This is a genomic window from Streptomyces sp. NPDC057638 (assembly GCF_042800315.1).
GTDB lineage: Bacteria > Actinomycetota > Actinomycetes > Streptomycetales > Streptomycetaceae > Streptomyces.
The window spans coordinates 1-15,474 of record NZ_JBHVHF010000199.1 but is presented as its reverse complement, the minus strand read 5'-3'; the positions used below and the strand labels follow the sequence as shown (position 1 = coordinate 15,474).

Annotated in this window: 16 protein-coding genes and 1 pseudogene; 7 read left to right on the top strand and 10 right to left on the bottom strand. The window is 71.4% G+C overall.

What is annotated here, in order from left to right; all coding sequences use genetic code 11:
* Positions 1 to 181 precede the first annotated feature (181 nt).
* From ACFVIM_RS23985 to ACFVIM_RS23960, 6 genes are all read right to left on the bottom strand, one after another.
* Positions 182 to 865 carry a class E sortase gene (locus ACFVIM_RS23985; protein ID WP_384304803.1) on the bottom strand — a complete coding sequence of 228 codons (684 nt, stop codon included), beginning with the start codon at positions 863 to 865 and terminating at the stop codon, positions 182 to 184.
* Positions 866 to 967: 102 nt separating this feature from the next.
* Positions 968 to 2,362, bottom strand: a complete 1,395-nt coding sequence (locus ACFVIM_RS23980; RefSeq protein ID WP_384304801.1) for a class E sortase — start codon at positions 2,360 to 2,362, stop codon at positions 968 to 970.
* On the bottom strand, positions 2,359 to 2,997 hold the full coding sequence (locus ACFVIM_RS23975) for an aminodeoxychorismate/anthranilate synthase component II (protein ID WP_384304799.1): 639 nt from the start codon (positions 2,995 to 2,997) through the stop codon (positions 2,359 to 2,361). The genes ACFVIM_RS23980 and ACFVIM_RS23975 overlap by 4 nt, the downstream gene beginning before the upstream one ends.
* Entirely contained in the window at positions 2,994 to 3,182 is a 189-nt protein-coding gene (locus ACFVIM_RS23970; protein ID WP_384304796.1) for a hypothetical protein, read from the bottom strand. Before ACFVIM_RS23970 ends, ACFVIM_RS23975 begins: the two co-directional genes overlap by 4 nt.
* A 57-nt stretch (positions 3,183 to 3,239) precedes the next feature.
* Complete coding sequence (locus ACFVIM_RS23965; protein ID WP_384304794.1) at positions 3,240 to 3,953, bottom strand: class E sortase; 714 nt, start codon at positions 3,951 to 3,953, stop codon at positions 3,240 to 3,242.
* Between the two features lie 120 nt (positions 3,954 to 4,073).
* Complete coding sequence (locus tag ACFVIM_RS23960) at positions 4,074 to 4,808, bottom strand: DUF881 domain-containing protein (protein WP_384304806.1); 735 nt, start codon at positions 4,806 to 4,808, stop codon at positions 4,074 to 4,076.
* Between the two features lie 505 nt (positions 4,809 to 5,313).
* Between ACFVIM_RS23960 and crgA the strand changes: the two genes are divergently transcribed.
* Positions 5,314 to 5,568, top strand: a complete 255-nt coding sequence (crgA, locus tag ACFVIM_RS23955; protein WP_384304791.1) for a cell division protein CrgA — start codon at positions 5,314 to 5,316, stop codon at positions 5,566 to 5,568.
* A 556-nt stretch (positions 5,569 to 6,124) separates the two neighbouring features.
* Here the strand turns inward: crgA and ACFVIM_RS23950 are convergent.
* Positions 6,125 to 7,039, bottom strand: a complete 915-nt coding sequence (locus ACFVIM_RS23950; RefSeq protein WP_384304788.1) for a rhomboid family intramembrane serine protease — start codon at positions 7,037 to 7,039, stop codon at positions 6,125 to 6,127.
* Positions 7,040 to 7,151: 112 nt separating this feature from the next.
* The gene (locus ACFVIM_RS23945; protein WP_384304785.1) at positions 7,152 to 7,685 is read right to left on the bottom strand and encodes a peptidylprolyl isomerase; all 534 of its coding nucleotides are present in this window, start codon (positions 7,683 to 7,685) and stop codon (positions 7,152 to 7,154) included.
* A gap of 449 nt (positions 7,686 to 8,134) precedes the next feature.
* On the opposite strand from ACFVIM_RS23945, the gene ACFVIM_RS23940 reads away from it, so the two are divergent.
* Entirely contained in the window at positions 8,135 to 8,854 is a 720-nt protein-coding gene (locus tag ACFVIM_RS23940; RefSeq protein WP_384304782.1) for a DUF5324 family protein, read from the top strand.
* Between the two features lie 43 nt (positions 8,855 to 8,897).
* On the opposite strand, the gene ACFVIM_RS23935 is transcribed toward ACFVIM_RS23940, so the two are convergent.
* Positions 8,898 to 10,097: a DUF6344 domain-containing protein gene (locus tag ACFVIM_RS23935; RefSeq protein ID WP_384304780.1), complete on the bottom strand. Its 1,200-nt coding sequence runs from the start codon at positions 10,095 to 10,097 to the stop codon at positions 8,898 to 8,900.
* 254 nt (positions 10,098 to 10,351) lie between these two features.
* Positions 10,352 to 12,289 carry a protein-arginine deiminase domain-containing protein gene (locus ACFVIM_RS23930; protein ID WP_384304777.1) on the bottom strand — a complete coding sequence of 646 codons (1,938 nt, stop codon included), beginning with the start codon at positions 12,287 to 12,289 and terminating at the stop codon, positions 10,352 to 10,354.
* 332 nt (positions 12,290 to 12,621) lie between these two features.
* On the opposite strand from ACFVIM_RS23930, the gene ACFVIM_RS23925 reads away from it, so the two are divergent.
* The 5 genes and pseudogenes from ACFVIM_RS23925 to ACFVIM_RS23905 all read left to right on the top strand — a co-directional run.
* Positions 12,622 to 12,930: an ArsR/SmtB family transcription factor gene (locus tag ACFVIM_RS23925; RefSeq protein WP_384304775.1), complete on the top strand. Its 309-nt coding sequence runs from the start codon at positions 12,622 to 12,624 to the stop codon at positions 12,928 to 12,930.
* Between the two features lie 13 nt (positions 12,931 to 12,943).
* On the top strand, positions 12,944 to 13,177 hold the full coding sequence (locus tag ACFVIM_RS23920) for a hypothetical protein (protein ID WP_384304773.1): 234 nt from the start codon (positions 12,944 to 12,946) through the stop codon (positions 13,175 to 13,177).
* A 113-nt stretch (positions 13,178 to 13,290) separates the two neighbouring features.
* Complete coding sequence (locus tag ACFVIM_RS23915; RefSeq protein WP_384304770.1) at positions 13,291 to 14,262, top strand: sensor domain-containing protein; 972 nt, start codon at positions 13,291 to 13,293, stop codon at positions 14,260 to 14,262.
* Complete coding sequence (locus ACFVIM_RS23910; protein WP_384304767.1) at positions 14,259 to 15,059, top strand: ABC transporter ATP-binding protein; 801 nt, start codon at positions 14,259 to 14,261, stop codon at positions 15,057 to 15,059. The genes ACFVIM_RS23915 and ACFVIM_RS23910 overlap by 4 nt, the downstream gene beginning before the upstream one ends.
* Positions 15,056 to 15,474 (top strand): annotated as a pseudogene (locus ACFVIM_RS23905) (ABC transporter permease); the annotation flags it as partial. The gene ACFVIM_RS23910 and the pseudogene ACFVIM_RS23905, both read left to right, overlap by 4 nt.

Below are 15,474 nucleotides of genomic sequence, written 5' to 3'. Positions count from 1 at the left end.
GCCCCGGACCCTGTGGTCCGGGGCCTTCCCGTCTCTCTTCCGGGCCGCGTACCGGCTCCTGCCCTGTATCGGCTCCACGGGCCGCGTACCGACTCCTGCCGTGCACCGGCTCCACGGCCGTACGGGCCCGTACGGAGGCGGGGTCAGCGGCAGGTGACGCGCGGCGCCGCCGCCCGGGGCGTCAGAGCAGTTCCCGGGGCCGGGTCCGCTTGTCGTCCACCTTCTGCTCGCGCACCAGCTCGCCCCAGACGATGTAGCGGTAGTCCGAGGTGAGGATGGGGGTACAGGTGGTCAGCGTGATGTAGCGGCCCGGGGCCTTCTTGCCGGACTCGCGCGGGACCGGGTCCAGGACCTCGACGTTGTACTTGGAGGTCTCCGGGAGACGCTTGTAGACCTTGTAGACGTACCAGGTGTCCCGCGTCTCGAAGACGATCGGGTCGCCGTCCTCTATTTTGTGGATGTTGTGGAACTTGGCCCCATGGCCGTCCCGGTGGGCCGCGAGGGAGAAGTTCCCCTTGGTGTCCCAGGGCAGCGCGGAGGGGACCGGCTTGGTGTAGTAGCCCGCGATCCCGTCGTTCAGCTCCTTGGGATCGGTGCCCTTCTTCACCAGGACCTCGCGGTCACTCATCGCGGGGACATGGAGGAAGCCGATGCCGTCCTTGGTGTCGAGCGCGCCGGGTCCCGTCTCGCGCTGGAGCCAGTTGTCACGTACCCGTTCACTCTGCCGGGCGGACTCGCGGTCCGCGACGACGTTGGTCCACCACAGCGAGTAGACGACGAAGAGCCCCAGCACCACACCCGCGGTGATCAGCAACTCGCCGAAGACACTGATGACGACGGCGAGCCCGCCCCGCCTACGTGCCACTGTTCCGCTCCCCTTGCCTGACGCCCCCGGCCGGGGCGCCGTGTCCTGGGGCGTTTCTGATGGATCCTGCTGCCTGATCCATCGGAAGCGCTCTCGTCGCCCTCAGCCGACGAGGGCGTCGGGCTTGCCCTTCGTCCGCGGCCGTTCCTCGACCATCTTGCCCCAGACGATCATTCGGTACGTACTCGTGAATTCCGGTGTACAGGTGGTGAGAGTGATGTACCGCCCCGGAGTGGCGAATCCGGATCCCGGCGGGACCGGGGAGATGACCGCGATGTTCGACGGTTCGGTCTGGGGCAGGATGCTCGCCATCTCGTAGGTGTAGTACGCCTCCTGGGTCTCCACCACGATCGGGTCGCCCGGCTGGAGGCGGTTGATATAGCGGAACGGTTCGCCGTGGGTGTTGCGGTGTCCGGCGACGGCGAAGTTCCCCCTGCGGTCGGAGGGCAGCGCGGTCTTCAGCCGACCCTCCGCGTAGTGCCCGGCCATCCCCCGGTCCAGCACCCGTTCCTTGTCGATGCCCGAGGCGACCGGCACCACCACGTCCAGCTTGGGGATATGGAGCAGCGCGAAGCCCTGGCCGGGGGTGAAGGGGTCCGGGCGGCGCCCGTCCGCCCAGGCCGCCTCGATCTTGCCGCGCTCCTGGTCGACCTCCTGGCCCGCGCGGATGTTGGTCCACCAGAGCTGGTACGTGACGAAGAGCAGCATCACCACGCCGAGGGTGATGAACAGCTCGCCCAGCGCCCGGCTGGCGACGACGGCGGGCGAGTCCTTGGCCGCCTTGGCGGCGCGCCGCGCCTCGACCCGGGTAAGGGGTCTCTCCGGGGCTCCGGGCGCCGCTGGGGCGCCTGGGGCGCGCGGGGGCCCCGAGGGCGCGGAGGAGGGCGCTCCAGGGCCCTGACGGGGGTGTGGGGGGCGCGGACGGCCACGTCCCCGCCCCTTGGCGGCTCTGCGGCGCTCGGCCCGGCCAGGGCCGGGCAGGGGCCCGGCAGCGGGAACACCGGGGGCGCCGGGGGCCGCTGGGACGCCCGGGGCGCCGAGGGGGGCCTCCGGGGGCAGCGGGCCCGGGGGCGCGAGCGGGGCCACGGGGGGCAGGAGCTGGGTCTCGGGCTCGGGCGGCCGCGGCCCGGCCGAGCGCCGGTGCCCGGAGCTCGGCGGCGCCATCTCCGCCGGCGGCTCGGGGCCGGGCTGGCGGGGGGCGAACCACGGGCTGCCGGGGAGCGGCGACGCGGCGTCCGGGCCGGGGGCGGGGCGACCGGGGAACGGGCCGTGGCCCTGGTGGTACTCCGGCCCGGGGCCTGGGCCGGAGGCCGGTCCGGGGCCCTGTGCGGGACCGGGTCCCTCGGGCTGGCCCTGGCCTTCTCCGGGACCTGGCAGCCGGTGGCCGTGGGCGGGTCCATGGCCGGAACCGCGGCCGGGACCGTGTCCCTGGCCCTGTCCGCGCCTCTGCCCCTGGCCGTGCTCCCGACGGTTCTCCCCGTGCGGCCCCGTGGTCACGCCAGGGCCTTGCCCACCACCGGAGCGAGCCCCTCCGAGCGCTCGATGGCCCCGGGGTCACCGCACTGGGCCAGCCAGTTGGCGAGCATCCGGTGCCCGTGCTCGGTCAGCACGGACTCGGGGTGGAACTGGACCCCCTCCACCGGGAGTTCGCGGTGGCGCACCCCCATGATGATCCCGTCCGCCGTGCGCGCGGTGACCTCCAGCACATCGGGCAGCTCGGCGGGCTCGGCGGCCAGCGAGTGGTAGCGGGTGGCGGTGAAGGGCGAGGGCAGTCCGGCGAAGACGCCCTTGCCCTCATGGGTGACGGGTGAGGTCTTGCCGTGCAGCAGCTCGGGGGCGCGGTCCACCACTCCTCCGTAGGCGACGGCCATGGACTGCATCCCGAGGCAGACGCCGAAGACGGGGATCCCGACGGCGGCGCAGTGGCGCACCATCTCCACACAGATCCCGGCCTGCTCGGGGGTGCCGGGGCCGGGCGAGAGCAGCACTCCGTCGAAGCCGTCCTCCGCGTGGGCCAGCTCCACCTCGTCGTTCCGTACGACCTCGCACTCGGCCCCGAGCTGGTACAGGTACTGGACCAGGTTGAAGACGAAGCTGTCGTAGTTGTCGACGACCAGTACGCGCGCGCTCACCGTGCGGACCCCTCTCCCATGGTGGCGGCCCCGTCGACCGTCACGTCATTGAACGGGAGCAGTGGTTCCGCCCAGGGGAAGACGTACTGGAACAGCGCGTAGACGACCGCGAGGACCAGGACGAGCGAGATCGCCGCCCGTACCCAGGTGTTCCCCGGCAGATGCCGCCAGATCCAGCCGTACATCGCCCTCCCTTTCCGTTCGGTACCGCTCCAGACTAAGGGGCGGCGGGGGTCGGCGGGTCAGCCTCGCAGAGCTCGTGGCTCCCCCTCCGTCACGGGCTGGGTGGCGCTCAGCCGCGCCCACACGATCAGCCGGTGGCTGCTGCCCCACTCGGGCTCACAGGTGGTCAGGGTGAGATAACGACCGGGTCGATCGAAGCCTGACTTCTTCGGTACGGAATCGATCACACCGATATCGCTGGGGACCGTTTTATAGGGCCTTCTGTCGACTCGGTAGGTGAACCAGGTGGTGCCATCGGTCAGCACCACGGCGTCACCGGGCCGCAGCCGGGGGACATCCTTGAACGGGTCGCCATAGGTGCGCCGGTGTCCGGCGACCGCGAAATTGCCGACGGCGCCGAGGGGGGCGGTGCCCGCGTAGTGGCCGAGGCCCCGCTGAAGGGTGGCGGTCCGGGTGCCCTGCAGGACCGGCCAGTCCCAGTTCCGTCCGAACCGGGGCACGTACATCACGGCGAAGGGGTCGCCGTCCCCGCGCCCCCCACGCGCGGCGGGGGCATCGGCGGCGGGGCGGCCGGACGGTGGCGGCGCCGGTTCCGGGGTGCGGGGAGCGGTGGAGGGGAGCGGGGCGCGTGCCCAGCGGTCCTGGAGTCGGTCGATCTCGCCGTCGGTGGCGTCCCGGGCCCGTACGCCGGTCCAATACAGGACGTAGACGACGAAGAGGACGATCACCGTGCCGGTGGTGAGACAGAGCTCACTGAAGGTCCTGACGGTCACCCAGAGCGCGCCGCGCCCCGGATTCCGGCGGGGGCCACGTCCAGCCGGACGCCTCGGGTGCCGCCGCGCCTTCCGCCTCGTGTGCCGATCTCGCACGAATCGACCCCCCGGGGTCCCGTGTCACTCCACCGGCTTCGCGTGCTGGAGATCCACTGTGCCCGAGTAGCCGGGAAGAGTCACCGCCTCGCGCTCGTCGACTTTCCAGCCGAGGCCGTACGCCTTCACATAGAGCTGGTAGTTGCGGAGCGCGGGCGCGGCGGCGAGGGCCTTCTCCAGCCGCCCCTGGTCGCCCACGGCCGTGATCTTGTACGGGGGCGAGTAGACCCGGCCCTGGAGGATCAGGGTGTTGCCCACACAGCGGACCGCGCTGGTGGAGATCAGCCGCTGGTCCATCACCTGGATGCCCCGGGCGCCGCCCTGCCACAGGGCGTTGACCACGGCCTGGAGGTCCTGCTGATGGATCACGAGGTCATTGGCCTGGGGCTCGGGGTAGCCCGGGGCGGCGGTGGCGTCGGGCGGGGCGTCGTCCAGGGTGACGGTCAGACCCCGGCCGCTGACCTTCTTGGTCCCGGCCGCCCGCTCCAGCTCGGCCAGCCGCTGGTCCTCGGCCCGGGTGGAGCCGTCGTCCCGGTCGGCGAGGGCGTGCACCTCGTCACGCAGGGCGGCCGTGTCCTCGTCCAGACCTCCGTTCTTGGTACTGCGCTCCTGGATCAGATCGGAGAGCTTCAGCAGGGAGTCATCGGTACGGAGGTTGGTGCCCCGGGCGGTGTTGAAGCTGGTCACGAAGATCAGCCCGGCGAGGGCGAAGATCCCGGCGGTGAGCAGCCGTCCGGTGCGGGGACGGACGGCGCGCAGCCGGGCGAGCGGGGTGGGGCGCGGCGCCGCCGCCTCGGGCGCGGGTATCTCGGGCGCCGCCTCGGGCGCGGGCTTCTGCGGAGCGGGGATGGGCGGAGGTACGGGCACGGGTACCTGGTGAGCGGGCGCCGGCGGAGGACTGGAGGCGGGCGGGGCGGCGGGTAGGGAACGGCCGCCTGAGGGCGGGGCGGACGGGGACGGGGTCCCATACGGGCCTGCCGGGTCTGCCGGGCTGCCAGGCGATGGCGCTCCCGGGGGGTGTGCGGCCCCCGACGCACCCACACCGGGTCCATGGCCCGGAGGTCCGGAGGGGTTCTGGGGCGGCCGTACCGGCCCTGGCCTGGAGTCTGCTGAATTACTCAACGTACCCTTATCTCCTACGGCGCCGCGGAACCACTACGCTAACGGACGCTCGGGGGAGGCAGTGGTCCCCGTCGCTCCCGACCCCAGGCGTCACCCACAGTCATCTGCGCGGTCACGCAGCGCATCGACAGGAGAGTCCCTCGTGCCGAAGTCACGTATCCGCAAGAAGGCCGATTTCACTCCGCCTCCCGCGACGAAGACGACCGCCATCAAGCTGACCAACCGCAGTTGGGTGGCGCCGGTGATGCTCGGTCTGTTTCTGATCGGGCTCGCCTGGATCGTCCTCTTCTATGTCACCGAGGGCAGCCTGCCGATCGAGGCCATCAGCAACTGGAACATCGTCGTGGGCTTCGGCTTCATCGCGGCGGGATTCGGCGTCTCCACGCAGTGGAAGTAGCGCGCGGCCACCATCGCGCGACACCGGCGAGGACCGGGGCCGCGGGGCGCTGAGGACGACTCCTCGCGCCCCGGGCCCGCCCTCGTCACCCGCCCGGCGCCGTCGTGGCCTGCCCGGCACCGCCAGTCGTTCCGGACCTCCGCGATCGAAGCCCTTCCGCTGAACCGGCGGCCTAAGTCCGCGGCCTAAGCCCGCGGCCGGAGTAAGCGGTCGGACGCCGCAGCCGAAGTCCGCAGCCGAAGTCCGCGGCGAGTTATCCACAACCTTGTCCACAGTGGGGAAAAGGTCAGACGATCTGTGGATAACCCTCCGGATGTTGACGCCGGTATGACCGCCTCGGCCATCCCGGTGACAGGGGACGTCCCTTGTCAGGGCTGGGAAGCGCGGCTCTGACGGCGGGAGTCACACAGCCTCCCCACAGTTCGCACAGGATCCACCACCCGCTGTGGACAACCATTCGGATATCCACCCCTCCGGTGGCCCGGAGCTGGTCAGCCTCCGTACCCGCTCGTACCGCTCGTACCGCTCCCCACCTCGCCGCACCCGGGGCGGGATCTCAGGTGAGGGCGGCGGTACGGATGAGATCCGCGACGAGCAACAGGACCAGGGCGGCACCACAGGTCGCGGCCTGTATCAGCACCCGGCGCTCGCGCGGCGCGTAGACCAGACCCGCCGTGACCAGCGCGCCGATGACCAGACCGCCGATGTGCCCCTCCCAGGAGATGTCCGGGCGGGTGAAGGTGAGCAGCAGGCTCACCGCGAGGATCACCGCGACGGGCCGCATATCGAGGTTCATCCGGCGGGCCAGCACCACCAGCGCGCCCATCAGACCGAAGATCGCGCCGGAGGCGCCGAGCGAGGGCTGGTTCGGCGCGGCCAGCAGATAGGCGAGGGTGCTGCCGCCGAGCCCGGAGAGCAGATAGACCGCGAGGAAGCGGCTCCGGCCCAGCACCGGCTCCACCATCCGGCCGAGGAACCAGAGCGAGAGCAGATTGAAGAGGATGTGCGGCACTTCCTGGTGCAGGAAGACCGCCGTCATCAGCCGGTACCACTCGCCGTCGGCGACGCCGACGACTTCGCCGAGGCGGGGGTTGTAGGCGTACCCGATCAGCTCGGTCGCCGCGACGAAGCGCTCGCCGAGGACGAGCACCAGCACGAACACCGCCGCGTTGAGCCCGATGAGGACCTTGGTGACCAGCGACTCATCGCCGCGGAGGGACCCTCCGGCGATGGTGCGCGGACGGTTGGCGTCCGGCGCGTGACCGGTGCCGGAGCCGGTGCGCACACACTCCGGGCACTGGAACCCGACCGAGGCGTTGATCATGCACTCGGTGCAGATCGGGCGCTCACAGCGGGTGCACCGGATACCGGTCTCCCGTCCGGCGTGCCGGTAGCAGCTGGGCAGGCTCCGCGCGTCCTGCGGCCCTCTCGGCTCCTGCGGGCTGCCTGGCGCCTGCCCGGCCTCGTTCATGGGTTCCTCGATCCTTCCGGCCTTCCGATACAACAACCGCCCCGTCCATCCCTACGGATGAACGGGGCGCATTTGTTCCCCTGCGGCGGTCCATACCCCCGCACGGGTGAGATCAGCCCTCGCGGGTCTCCACGACGACGGACTCGATGACCACGTCGTTCACCGGACGGTCGGTGCGCGGGTTGGTCTGGAGGGTGGCGATGGCGTCCACGACCTTCTTGCTGGCGTCGTTGGTGACCTCGCCGAAGATGGTGTGCTTGCCGGTCAGCCAGGTGGTCGGGGAGACCGTGATGAAGAACTGCGAGCCGTTGGTGCCCGGGCCCGCGTTGGCCATGGCGAGCAGGTAGGGCTTGTTGAAGGAGAGCTCCGGGTGGAACTCGTCCTTGAACTTGTAGCCCGGACCGCCGGTGCCGTTGCCCAGCGGGTCACCGCCCTGGATCATGAAGCCGCTGATCACGCGGTGGAAGACCGTGCCGTCGTACAGACGGTCCGTGCTGCGCTGCCCGGTCGACGGGTTGACCCACTCGCGCTCGCCCTGGGCCAGCTCGACGAAGTTCTTGACCGTCTGGGGTGCGTGGTTCGGCAGCAACTGGATCTCGATGTCGCCGTGGTTGGTCTTCAGGGTGGCGTAAAGCTGCTCGGCCACGATCCTGCCTTCCGTGAGACTTCTCTGGACTTCCTCTGAACGCCCCCGATCCTCGCATGGAAGCGGCGCGCACGAGGAAAGGCCTCCACGGAGAGGCACAGGGGAGACGCGTATGGCGGGGGTGGGTGACCAGGCGGCGGGCAGGGGACGGCGGACGGTGCGCTCAGGCACGGACGTGTCCGCCGGCGGTCAGGTCAGGGGCGCGCGGACGCGTCCTTCACCACGGAACGCTGTCGTCGAAGGCGCCGCCGAGGCATCGCTCGTCGCGGAACGGGCACGCGGCAGCCGAGGGCGTCAGACGGCGGGGAGGAGCACGGGATGACCCGGATGCCCGCCCCGCATGCCGAGGCCAGAGCCAGCAGGCATGATTTGCCAGCAGACGGACAGGCGAAATGTACCGACCTGGGGCGTGCCCCAGTACGAGAACGCCACCGAGGAGGAGGATCCCCGTGACCCGCATGGAGAGCGTGCGCGCCGCGACCGATTCGGCGAAGGAGAGCGTGCTGCACGCCGCGGAAGTGGTGGCGCCATACGCCGGTACGGCCCGGGACCAGGCCACCCACTACGCACAGGAGGCGCGGGTGCGGCTGGCGCCGGTGGTGTCCAAGGCGGCCGAGCGGGCCCGCGCTCAGGCGCGCGTCCAGTACGGCGCGCATATCGCGCCGCATGTGCCGCCCCAGGTGGACGACGCCGCACACCGGGCCGCGGTACAGGCCCGTAAAGCCGCACGTCAGGCTGCGGAGTACACCAAGCCGCGCGTCGAGCACGCGGTGGCCGTGGCGCAACCCGTGAAGGATGAGGCCATGGCTCGCTCCGTCGCCGCGCTGGCCGCGCTACGCGGTCAGGTGACGCCGGACGAGATCAGGAAGCTGGTACGCAAGCACGAGCGGCGCTCGTCGGCCGCACGTTTCGGGAAGGGTCTCCTGGTCGCGGGGGTCGTGGCCGTAGGGGCCTTCGCGGTCTGGAAGTGGTGGGACAAGCAGGCCAACCCCGACTGGCTGGTCGAGCCGCCCGCCGCTACGGAGATCACCGAGCCCCAGCCGATCTCCTCGGTCGACGGCAGCCCGGAGGCGCTGGACCCGGAGGTTCGGGCGAAGCAGCACCAAGCGGATCAAGCGGACCAGGCGGATTCCGGTCCGGACTCCGGGAAGCGGGACGAAGGGCGCTGATCCCGTCCGAGTGCGCCGGGAGGGCCAGGGTGCTCCCGGCGCCTCATGCCGCTCGCGCGGGTACGGGACACGACGGCATCACGGGGTGGTGGGCCGGCAGCGCCTCCCTGGCGGCCGGACGGATCGCTTCCGCCATCCGCGCGGGCGTGGTTCCCGGCTCTCCGGACCTGCCGAGCGCATGTGGCGCCGGATGGACGGGCGCGATGGCCGTGACTCGCTGCCCCTGGGCGACGACACACCTCGGGACGGCCGCGCGCCTCGGCAGGACGACGCGTCGTGGGCCCGTGGTGTGCCGTGGTCCGTACCGCGCGGCGTCACCCGGTCTGTAGCCAGCGGAGGAAGCAGCAGACGAACGGGAGGCGGCACGGGAAACGGAACGGGAAGCGGAACCGTGTGGAGGGCGTGAGGACCGGGCCGTGCCCCGGGCGCCCATGCCGGTGCCGGTGCCGGTGCCGGTGCCGGTCAGGGAACGCGCGGTACCGGGTCGCGTGACGGACGCGCCACAGTGGGCGCTCGTTCCGGTCCGCACGGAGGGAGCCGCGGAGCGCCCCGCCGCCCGGACGCCCGCCGACCGGACGCCGGAGCGTGCCGTCGTCCGGGCCGGGCCACGGGCCGATCCCCGGGACGGACCGCGCCCCCGCGCCGTGCGGGCGCCGCGTCCCACGAGGCGTCTGCGTGGTGTGCGGCCCGGGTGATGGGCGCCGCCGGGGTGGGGGTCCGCGTCGGCGGAGTCCTGGGCGTGCTCGCCGGAGTCGGCGCCGTCGTCCGTCGGCACGGTGAAGGTGCCGAGGTCGAGCGCGGGCAGCTTGCGTACGGCCGGTGAGGTGCCGTGGGCCTCCGCGCCGATGCGCTGCTTGATGGTGGGCGGCAGGGACCGTACGCGCGGTACATGGCTCCAGCGCGGCCCCTGGGCGGGCACCACCGCCCGTACGGTCACCCTCCGTTCTCCCTGGCGGGGCAGGCTGGAGCGCTCCGCCGGCTCCGCCGGGGCGCCGGTGCGTTCGTCCGCCCTCCGTTCGGGAGTCGGGGGCGCCGTGGCGGCATCAGCCGGGGCACCAGCCGCGGAAGCGACCAGAACCGGAACCTCAACCGGAACCAGTGCGGCTGACGTGGTGGCCCGCCGGAGGGCCGAGGCGGCGCGGGCCAGCCCCAGCAGGGAGAGAAGGGGGACGAGAACCGAGACAAGACCGCTGACGAGCACGGCCCACAGGCGTCGCGCCTGGGAGACCTGGATGGCAGCCATGACCCCTCACTTTCGGGTTGGGCGATCTACATACCTTTCTCATGATGTGTATGGATCTCGACTTGCGAAGGACCGACGCAGCCGCTAGCCAGTTCTTCCGATGAACACCACCCGGTTGGACCATCAGAAGATGCGGGATCGGCGCCAGGAGGCATTCCGGGCACCGGGAGAGACGGGTAAGGGCCGGGACGGAGTCTCCTCCGGCCCGGCCCTCATGGGTCATGTACGCGCGCTCACCGCGCTCGCCTCGGTGATCAGGGCTTTCGCCACCACTTCGCCGAGGTGTCGCGGAGGGTGTTGGTGCCGCAGTGGACCTCACCACCCGCGACGTGGTGGCTGTACCAGTCGTCGATGTACGTGGTCCGGAAGCCCGCCTTGGCGTACGCGGCGCTCACCGCGGTGCCGAAGATGTCCTTGCCGCCGATGACCGGACCCCACTGTTTGGCCGACAGGTACTGCTTGTCATCGAGAACCACACCGTTGACGGCGCCGGGGATATAGGCGCCGGTGGTCACCCCGGCGGCCGTCCGGGCCCGTGCCGTGGCGCCCGCCCCGGTCAGACCCGGCACCCCGGCCAGCTCGGAACTGAGCTGACGCAGCGTGACCGGCCCGCCCTGAGCGCCCGGGCGCCCCAGGTCATGGCGGGTGAAGAGGGTGGGCACCCGCACCACCTCGGCGTCGGTGACACCGGTCGCCTTCTTGAGGATCCGCAGATTGGCCTCGATGCGCTCGGCGGCCATCTCGTTGTCGGCGACGAACTTCTTGTCGGCGAGCTTCTGGGCGATGGTGTCGTCCGGTACCGGGTGGCGCGGGTCGGACGGGGCCGAGAAGACCTTCGTCCCGCCGTGGCCCCCGGCCTGGGCGGTGCGCAGCAGCTCCAGGCCGGCCCGCGGATCGGCCAGCCCGATCCGCCAGCCCCGGGGCGTCTTCGCGGGCAGGAACTGGACGAACTCATCGACATGGCCCACGGTCAGCCAGCCGGTGTCGAGCAGCAGCGGCTTCTGCGCCCCCTGCGAGGCCAGGAAGGTGGTCATCGAGGGGGCTGGCTTCAGCTTCTCCCCGGGCCAGTGGCCCATGATGATCCGCCCGGCCGGGTACTGCTCGCCCCGGTGGCTGTAGGGCGGGATCGTCTCCAGATTGCCCATGGAGTTCAGCGACCACTCGGGCTTGTGGAAAGTCGGCCCGGCGAACTGGGACACCACACCGACGTCCTTGCCGCGGAGCTGGGTGTACAGCGTGCGCCCGTCGACCCGGTCCGGCTGCGCGGAGCGGATCAGCACCCGCATGGCGTGGGTCTTGCCGCCCGGCCCGGTCATGCTGACATAGCCCGGCTCCACGAAGTCCTGGGTCCAGCCGTCCCAGGTGGTCTTCACGGTGGTGACCGGCTGCCCCAGCGGTTTCACGGTGCGCTTGAGGTTCTTGACGAAGGCGTTCTGCGCGGGCCGGTAGTACGGCATCTCGGGGAAGTCGACGGTGGTCTTGGCGACCAGCATCCGCTGGGTCCGCTGGTTGTGGTGGTGGGTGAGGACCGGCGCGGTCCTCAGGACGACCTCGTCCGTCGTCTGCTTTCCGCCCTTGGTCACGGTCAGCCGTACCCGTACGGTCCCGTCCCAGACGGCGGCGTCCCGGATGACGTCCGTGGCCTCGGCCCCGATCTCCACCCCGTTCCGCAGCTCCTGGGTGGTGAGCCGGGACGAGGGCGTCAGATGCTGCCAGCGCCCATCCCTCTGGAGGAAGAGCCGGGCCCGCTCGGGGCCCCGGCCGCCGTCCCGGACGACCTCCACGGAGCCGGTCGTCCCACGGGCGTACTCCGGGTTCGGCACGGTCTTCAGCCGGGCCAGATCGGCGGCGTCCGCCGCCCCGTTGACCACGGTGTCGGCGGCGTCGTGGCAGCGGGCGAGGGCGCCGTCGCCCAGCGCGCCGCCCGAGGGGGTCGTGGTGGGGCAACGCTCGCTGTCGTCATCCACGTTGGGCAGGACGACCGCGCCGCGCAGCGCGGTCCAGGTGCCCTCTCCCGCCGTATCGGTACGCCCGTCGACATCGACCCGGCCATCACGGTTCACATCGGCGCGCAGATCGGCGACCGGTACGGTCTCGGGCCCGGCGACGGCGGTGTGGACACCGACGGTCCCCACCAGCATCCCGGCCACCCCGGTGGCGACGGCCGCGCCTCTCCACCTCTGGATTCCCATGGTTGTTCCCATCTCCTGATCGGCCCCCCGGCGTCTGCTGGGAAAGATCGCGGAGAGGTGGGCAGGGTTGAGAACATCGCTCCAGAGTGGCCAAAAGGATGCCATCTGTCTGATTTACGGCATCAGCGGTCCGGCGAGGCCGTGTTCACGGCGCGTTCGCCCACCGCTCCACGGCCGCCATGACCGGCCCGGCGAAGCGCCGGTCCCGTGCGCGCTCCCGGTCGAACCCGATGCGATCCACTGGCTACTGACGGATTTGACTAACCGTTGACGGCCTATACCTTCACCTGTAAGTTCCAACTTACATACCTTCCTCGACCGAAGGACGAGCCGTGACGAGTGAGGAGCTGCTGGCCGTACTCACCGCGGTGGGCCACGCACAGCGCCTCCGCGTCGTCGCCGAACTGTCCGGCGGACGGATGTACGTCAGTGAGATGGCCCGACGGCTGACGATGTCCCGGCCGCTGCTGTATCTGCATCTGGAGCGGCTGGAGAAGGCGGGGATCGTCGTCGGCAGCCTGGAGCTGTCCGACGACGGCATGGCACTGAAGTACTTCGAGCTGGCCGACTTCGATCTGCACGTGACCGTCGACACGATCCTGGCGGCCTTCGCGGCGGACGCCGAAAGCCCTGCGACCTGAAGAGGAATCCCCCATGACGGGCGGCACCATCACCATCGCCATCGTGCTGATCATCGTCGGCGGCGTCACCGCGAGTGTGGTCGCGTACTTCAGGCTCCAGCGGCACCGGGCGGACGCGGTGGCCATGGCCTCGTACCGCAAGCTCGCCGAGGAGGCGACCGTCGAGCAGCTGAAGCTGCGCGCCGAGCTGACCCGGCTCGACGACCGGCTGCGGGACATCGAGGATCTGCTGCGGAGCGTGGAGTGAACGACATGACACAGCCCCTGCCACCGACGCCCCCCAGTCGGCCGCGCTGCACACCACGACGGACACCACGACCGGCGACCCAGTCATCGCCACGGCCCGCCAGGGAGCCTTGGGTGGAGCGGCCGATGGAGCCGTCGGTGAACCCGCCCGCGAACCCGCCCACGAACCCGCCCACGGAGCCGAACCGCCCGGCAGCCGCCTCCCCGCAGACCACACGCCCGGCCGACCCGGACACCCTCACCGGATCCCGGCGCCCGACCGGACCGGCTGGGGCGCACACCCCCACGACCGGCCAGATGCGGCAGTTGCTGGCCCGGTTACGTTCCCGGGAGGCCCGTCACCTCCCCCGCCATCACTCACCACTGCGCACTCCGCTCTCCGCCGCCCCCTGGCGCGCCACCGCCTATCTGCTGGCCCATCTCCTGCTCAGCGGACCCCTGTTCGCGATCTCGCTCACCGCGCTCGTCGCCGCCGCCGTCTTCGCCCAGCTCACCGTGACCCTCGCGCTGACCGTCGGCTGCGCCTGGCTCGTCCGCTGCTGTGCCCAGGTCGAACGGGGCCGGGCCGTGCTCATCGACGCCCCCATCCCGTACGCGTACCAGCCGGTCGCCGAACCCGGTCTCGCGGGAGCGGTGAAGGCGCGTTTCACGGATCCCGCGTTCTACCGGGACTGCGCCCATCTGGTGCTGCTCTTCCCGTTTCTGCTGCTGTTCGACGCGGTCGTCCTCGGCGTCTGGCTGCTGCTGCTGGCAGGCGCGCTCCTGCCCGCCTGGTTCTGGCTGGCCCCCTCCACCCGCGTCGACGACACCCTCGTGCACGGGCGGCTTCTGGGCCGTTCCGACGGCCAGGGCCCCGGGGTCTCGATCGACAGCTGGCCCACCGCGATCAGCGCGTCCCTCTGCTGCGTGGTGCTGGCCCTGGCCTTCTCGCATCTCGTCGTGGGCGCCGCCCGGCTGCAACTGGCCCTGGCCCACCGGCTTCTTGGGCCCCCCTCGGATCCGCTGGCCTCCGCCAAACGGGTGCTCGCCGAACCCGGCCCGCTCACCCTCGCCGTACCTCCCCTCCACCAAGGAACGGACTCATGACCAGGACACACCCGGCCCCAGATCACGACGTGGTCCGGCTGGACTCCGTACGGAAGATCTACGGCGGCTCGAAGAAGCACCAGGTGGCCGCCCTCGACAGCGTCAGCATCGGCTTCGGCCGGGGCAGCTTCACCGCCGTGATGGGCCCCTCCGGATCCGGTAAGAGCACCTTTCTGCACTGCGCCGCCGGGCTGGACCGGCCGACCTCCGGCACTGTGCTGCTCGACGGGGTGGACCTCACCCCGCTCAAGGAACGCGAGCTCACCAAGCTGCGCCGTGAACGCGTCGGCTTCATCTTCCAGGCGTTCAATCTGCTGCCCGCCCTGAACGTGGTGGACAACATCACCCTGCCGCTGAAGCTGGCCGGACGCCGCCCCGGCAAGGCACTCGTCAACGAGGTCATCGAACGCGTCGGCCTCGCCGACCGCCGCGGGAACCGCCCCGGGGAGCTCTCCGGAGGTCAGCAGCAGCGTGTCGCCATCGCCCGCGCCCTGGTCACCCGGCCCGCCGTGGTCTTCGGTGACGAGCCGACCGGCGCCCTGGACACCTACACCGCCCGCGAAGTGCTGTTACTGCTGCGCGAGGCTGTCGAGTGGTCCGGGCAGACGATCGTGATGGTCACGCATGACCCGATCGCCGCCGCCCACGCCGACCGCGTGCTCTTCCTCGCCGACGGCAAGCTGGTCAGCGCCCTGGAGCACCCCACCGCCGACGAGGTCGCCGAGCGTATGACGCACCTGGGGGCCTGGGGCCACGAGTCCACCACGAGCCGCGCCGGGCGAGGAGCGCACCGGTGACCGCGATCTCACTGCGCACCCTGCGCCACCACAAGAACGGCTTCATCGCCTCGTTCATCGCCCTCTTCCTGGGCTCCGCCATCGTCATCGGCTGCGCCGGGCTCTTCGAGACCGGGCTGCGCACAGCGGCGCCCCCCGAGCGGCTCTCCGGCGCCCCCATCGTCCTCACGGGGGACCAGCACTACCCCGGAACCCGCCGGGACATGTTCCCCGAGCGGATCCGGCTGGACGATGCCCTGCGCGAGCGCGTGGCGGCCGTGCCCGGGGTGGAGGCCGCCGTACCCGATATCTCGTTCTCCGGCGCCATCGCCGTGAACGGCCCCGGCGGGTCCGCGGGCGCCGACCGCGCGGCGGCCGAGGTCACCGGCCACGGCTGGTCCTCCGTCCGTCTCTCCGGCCACCGGATCCTGGCGGG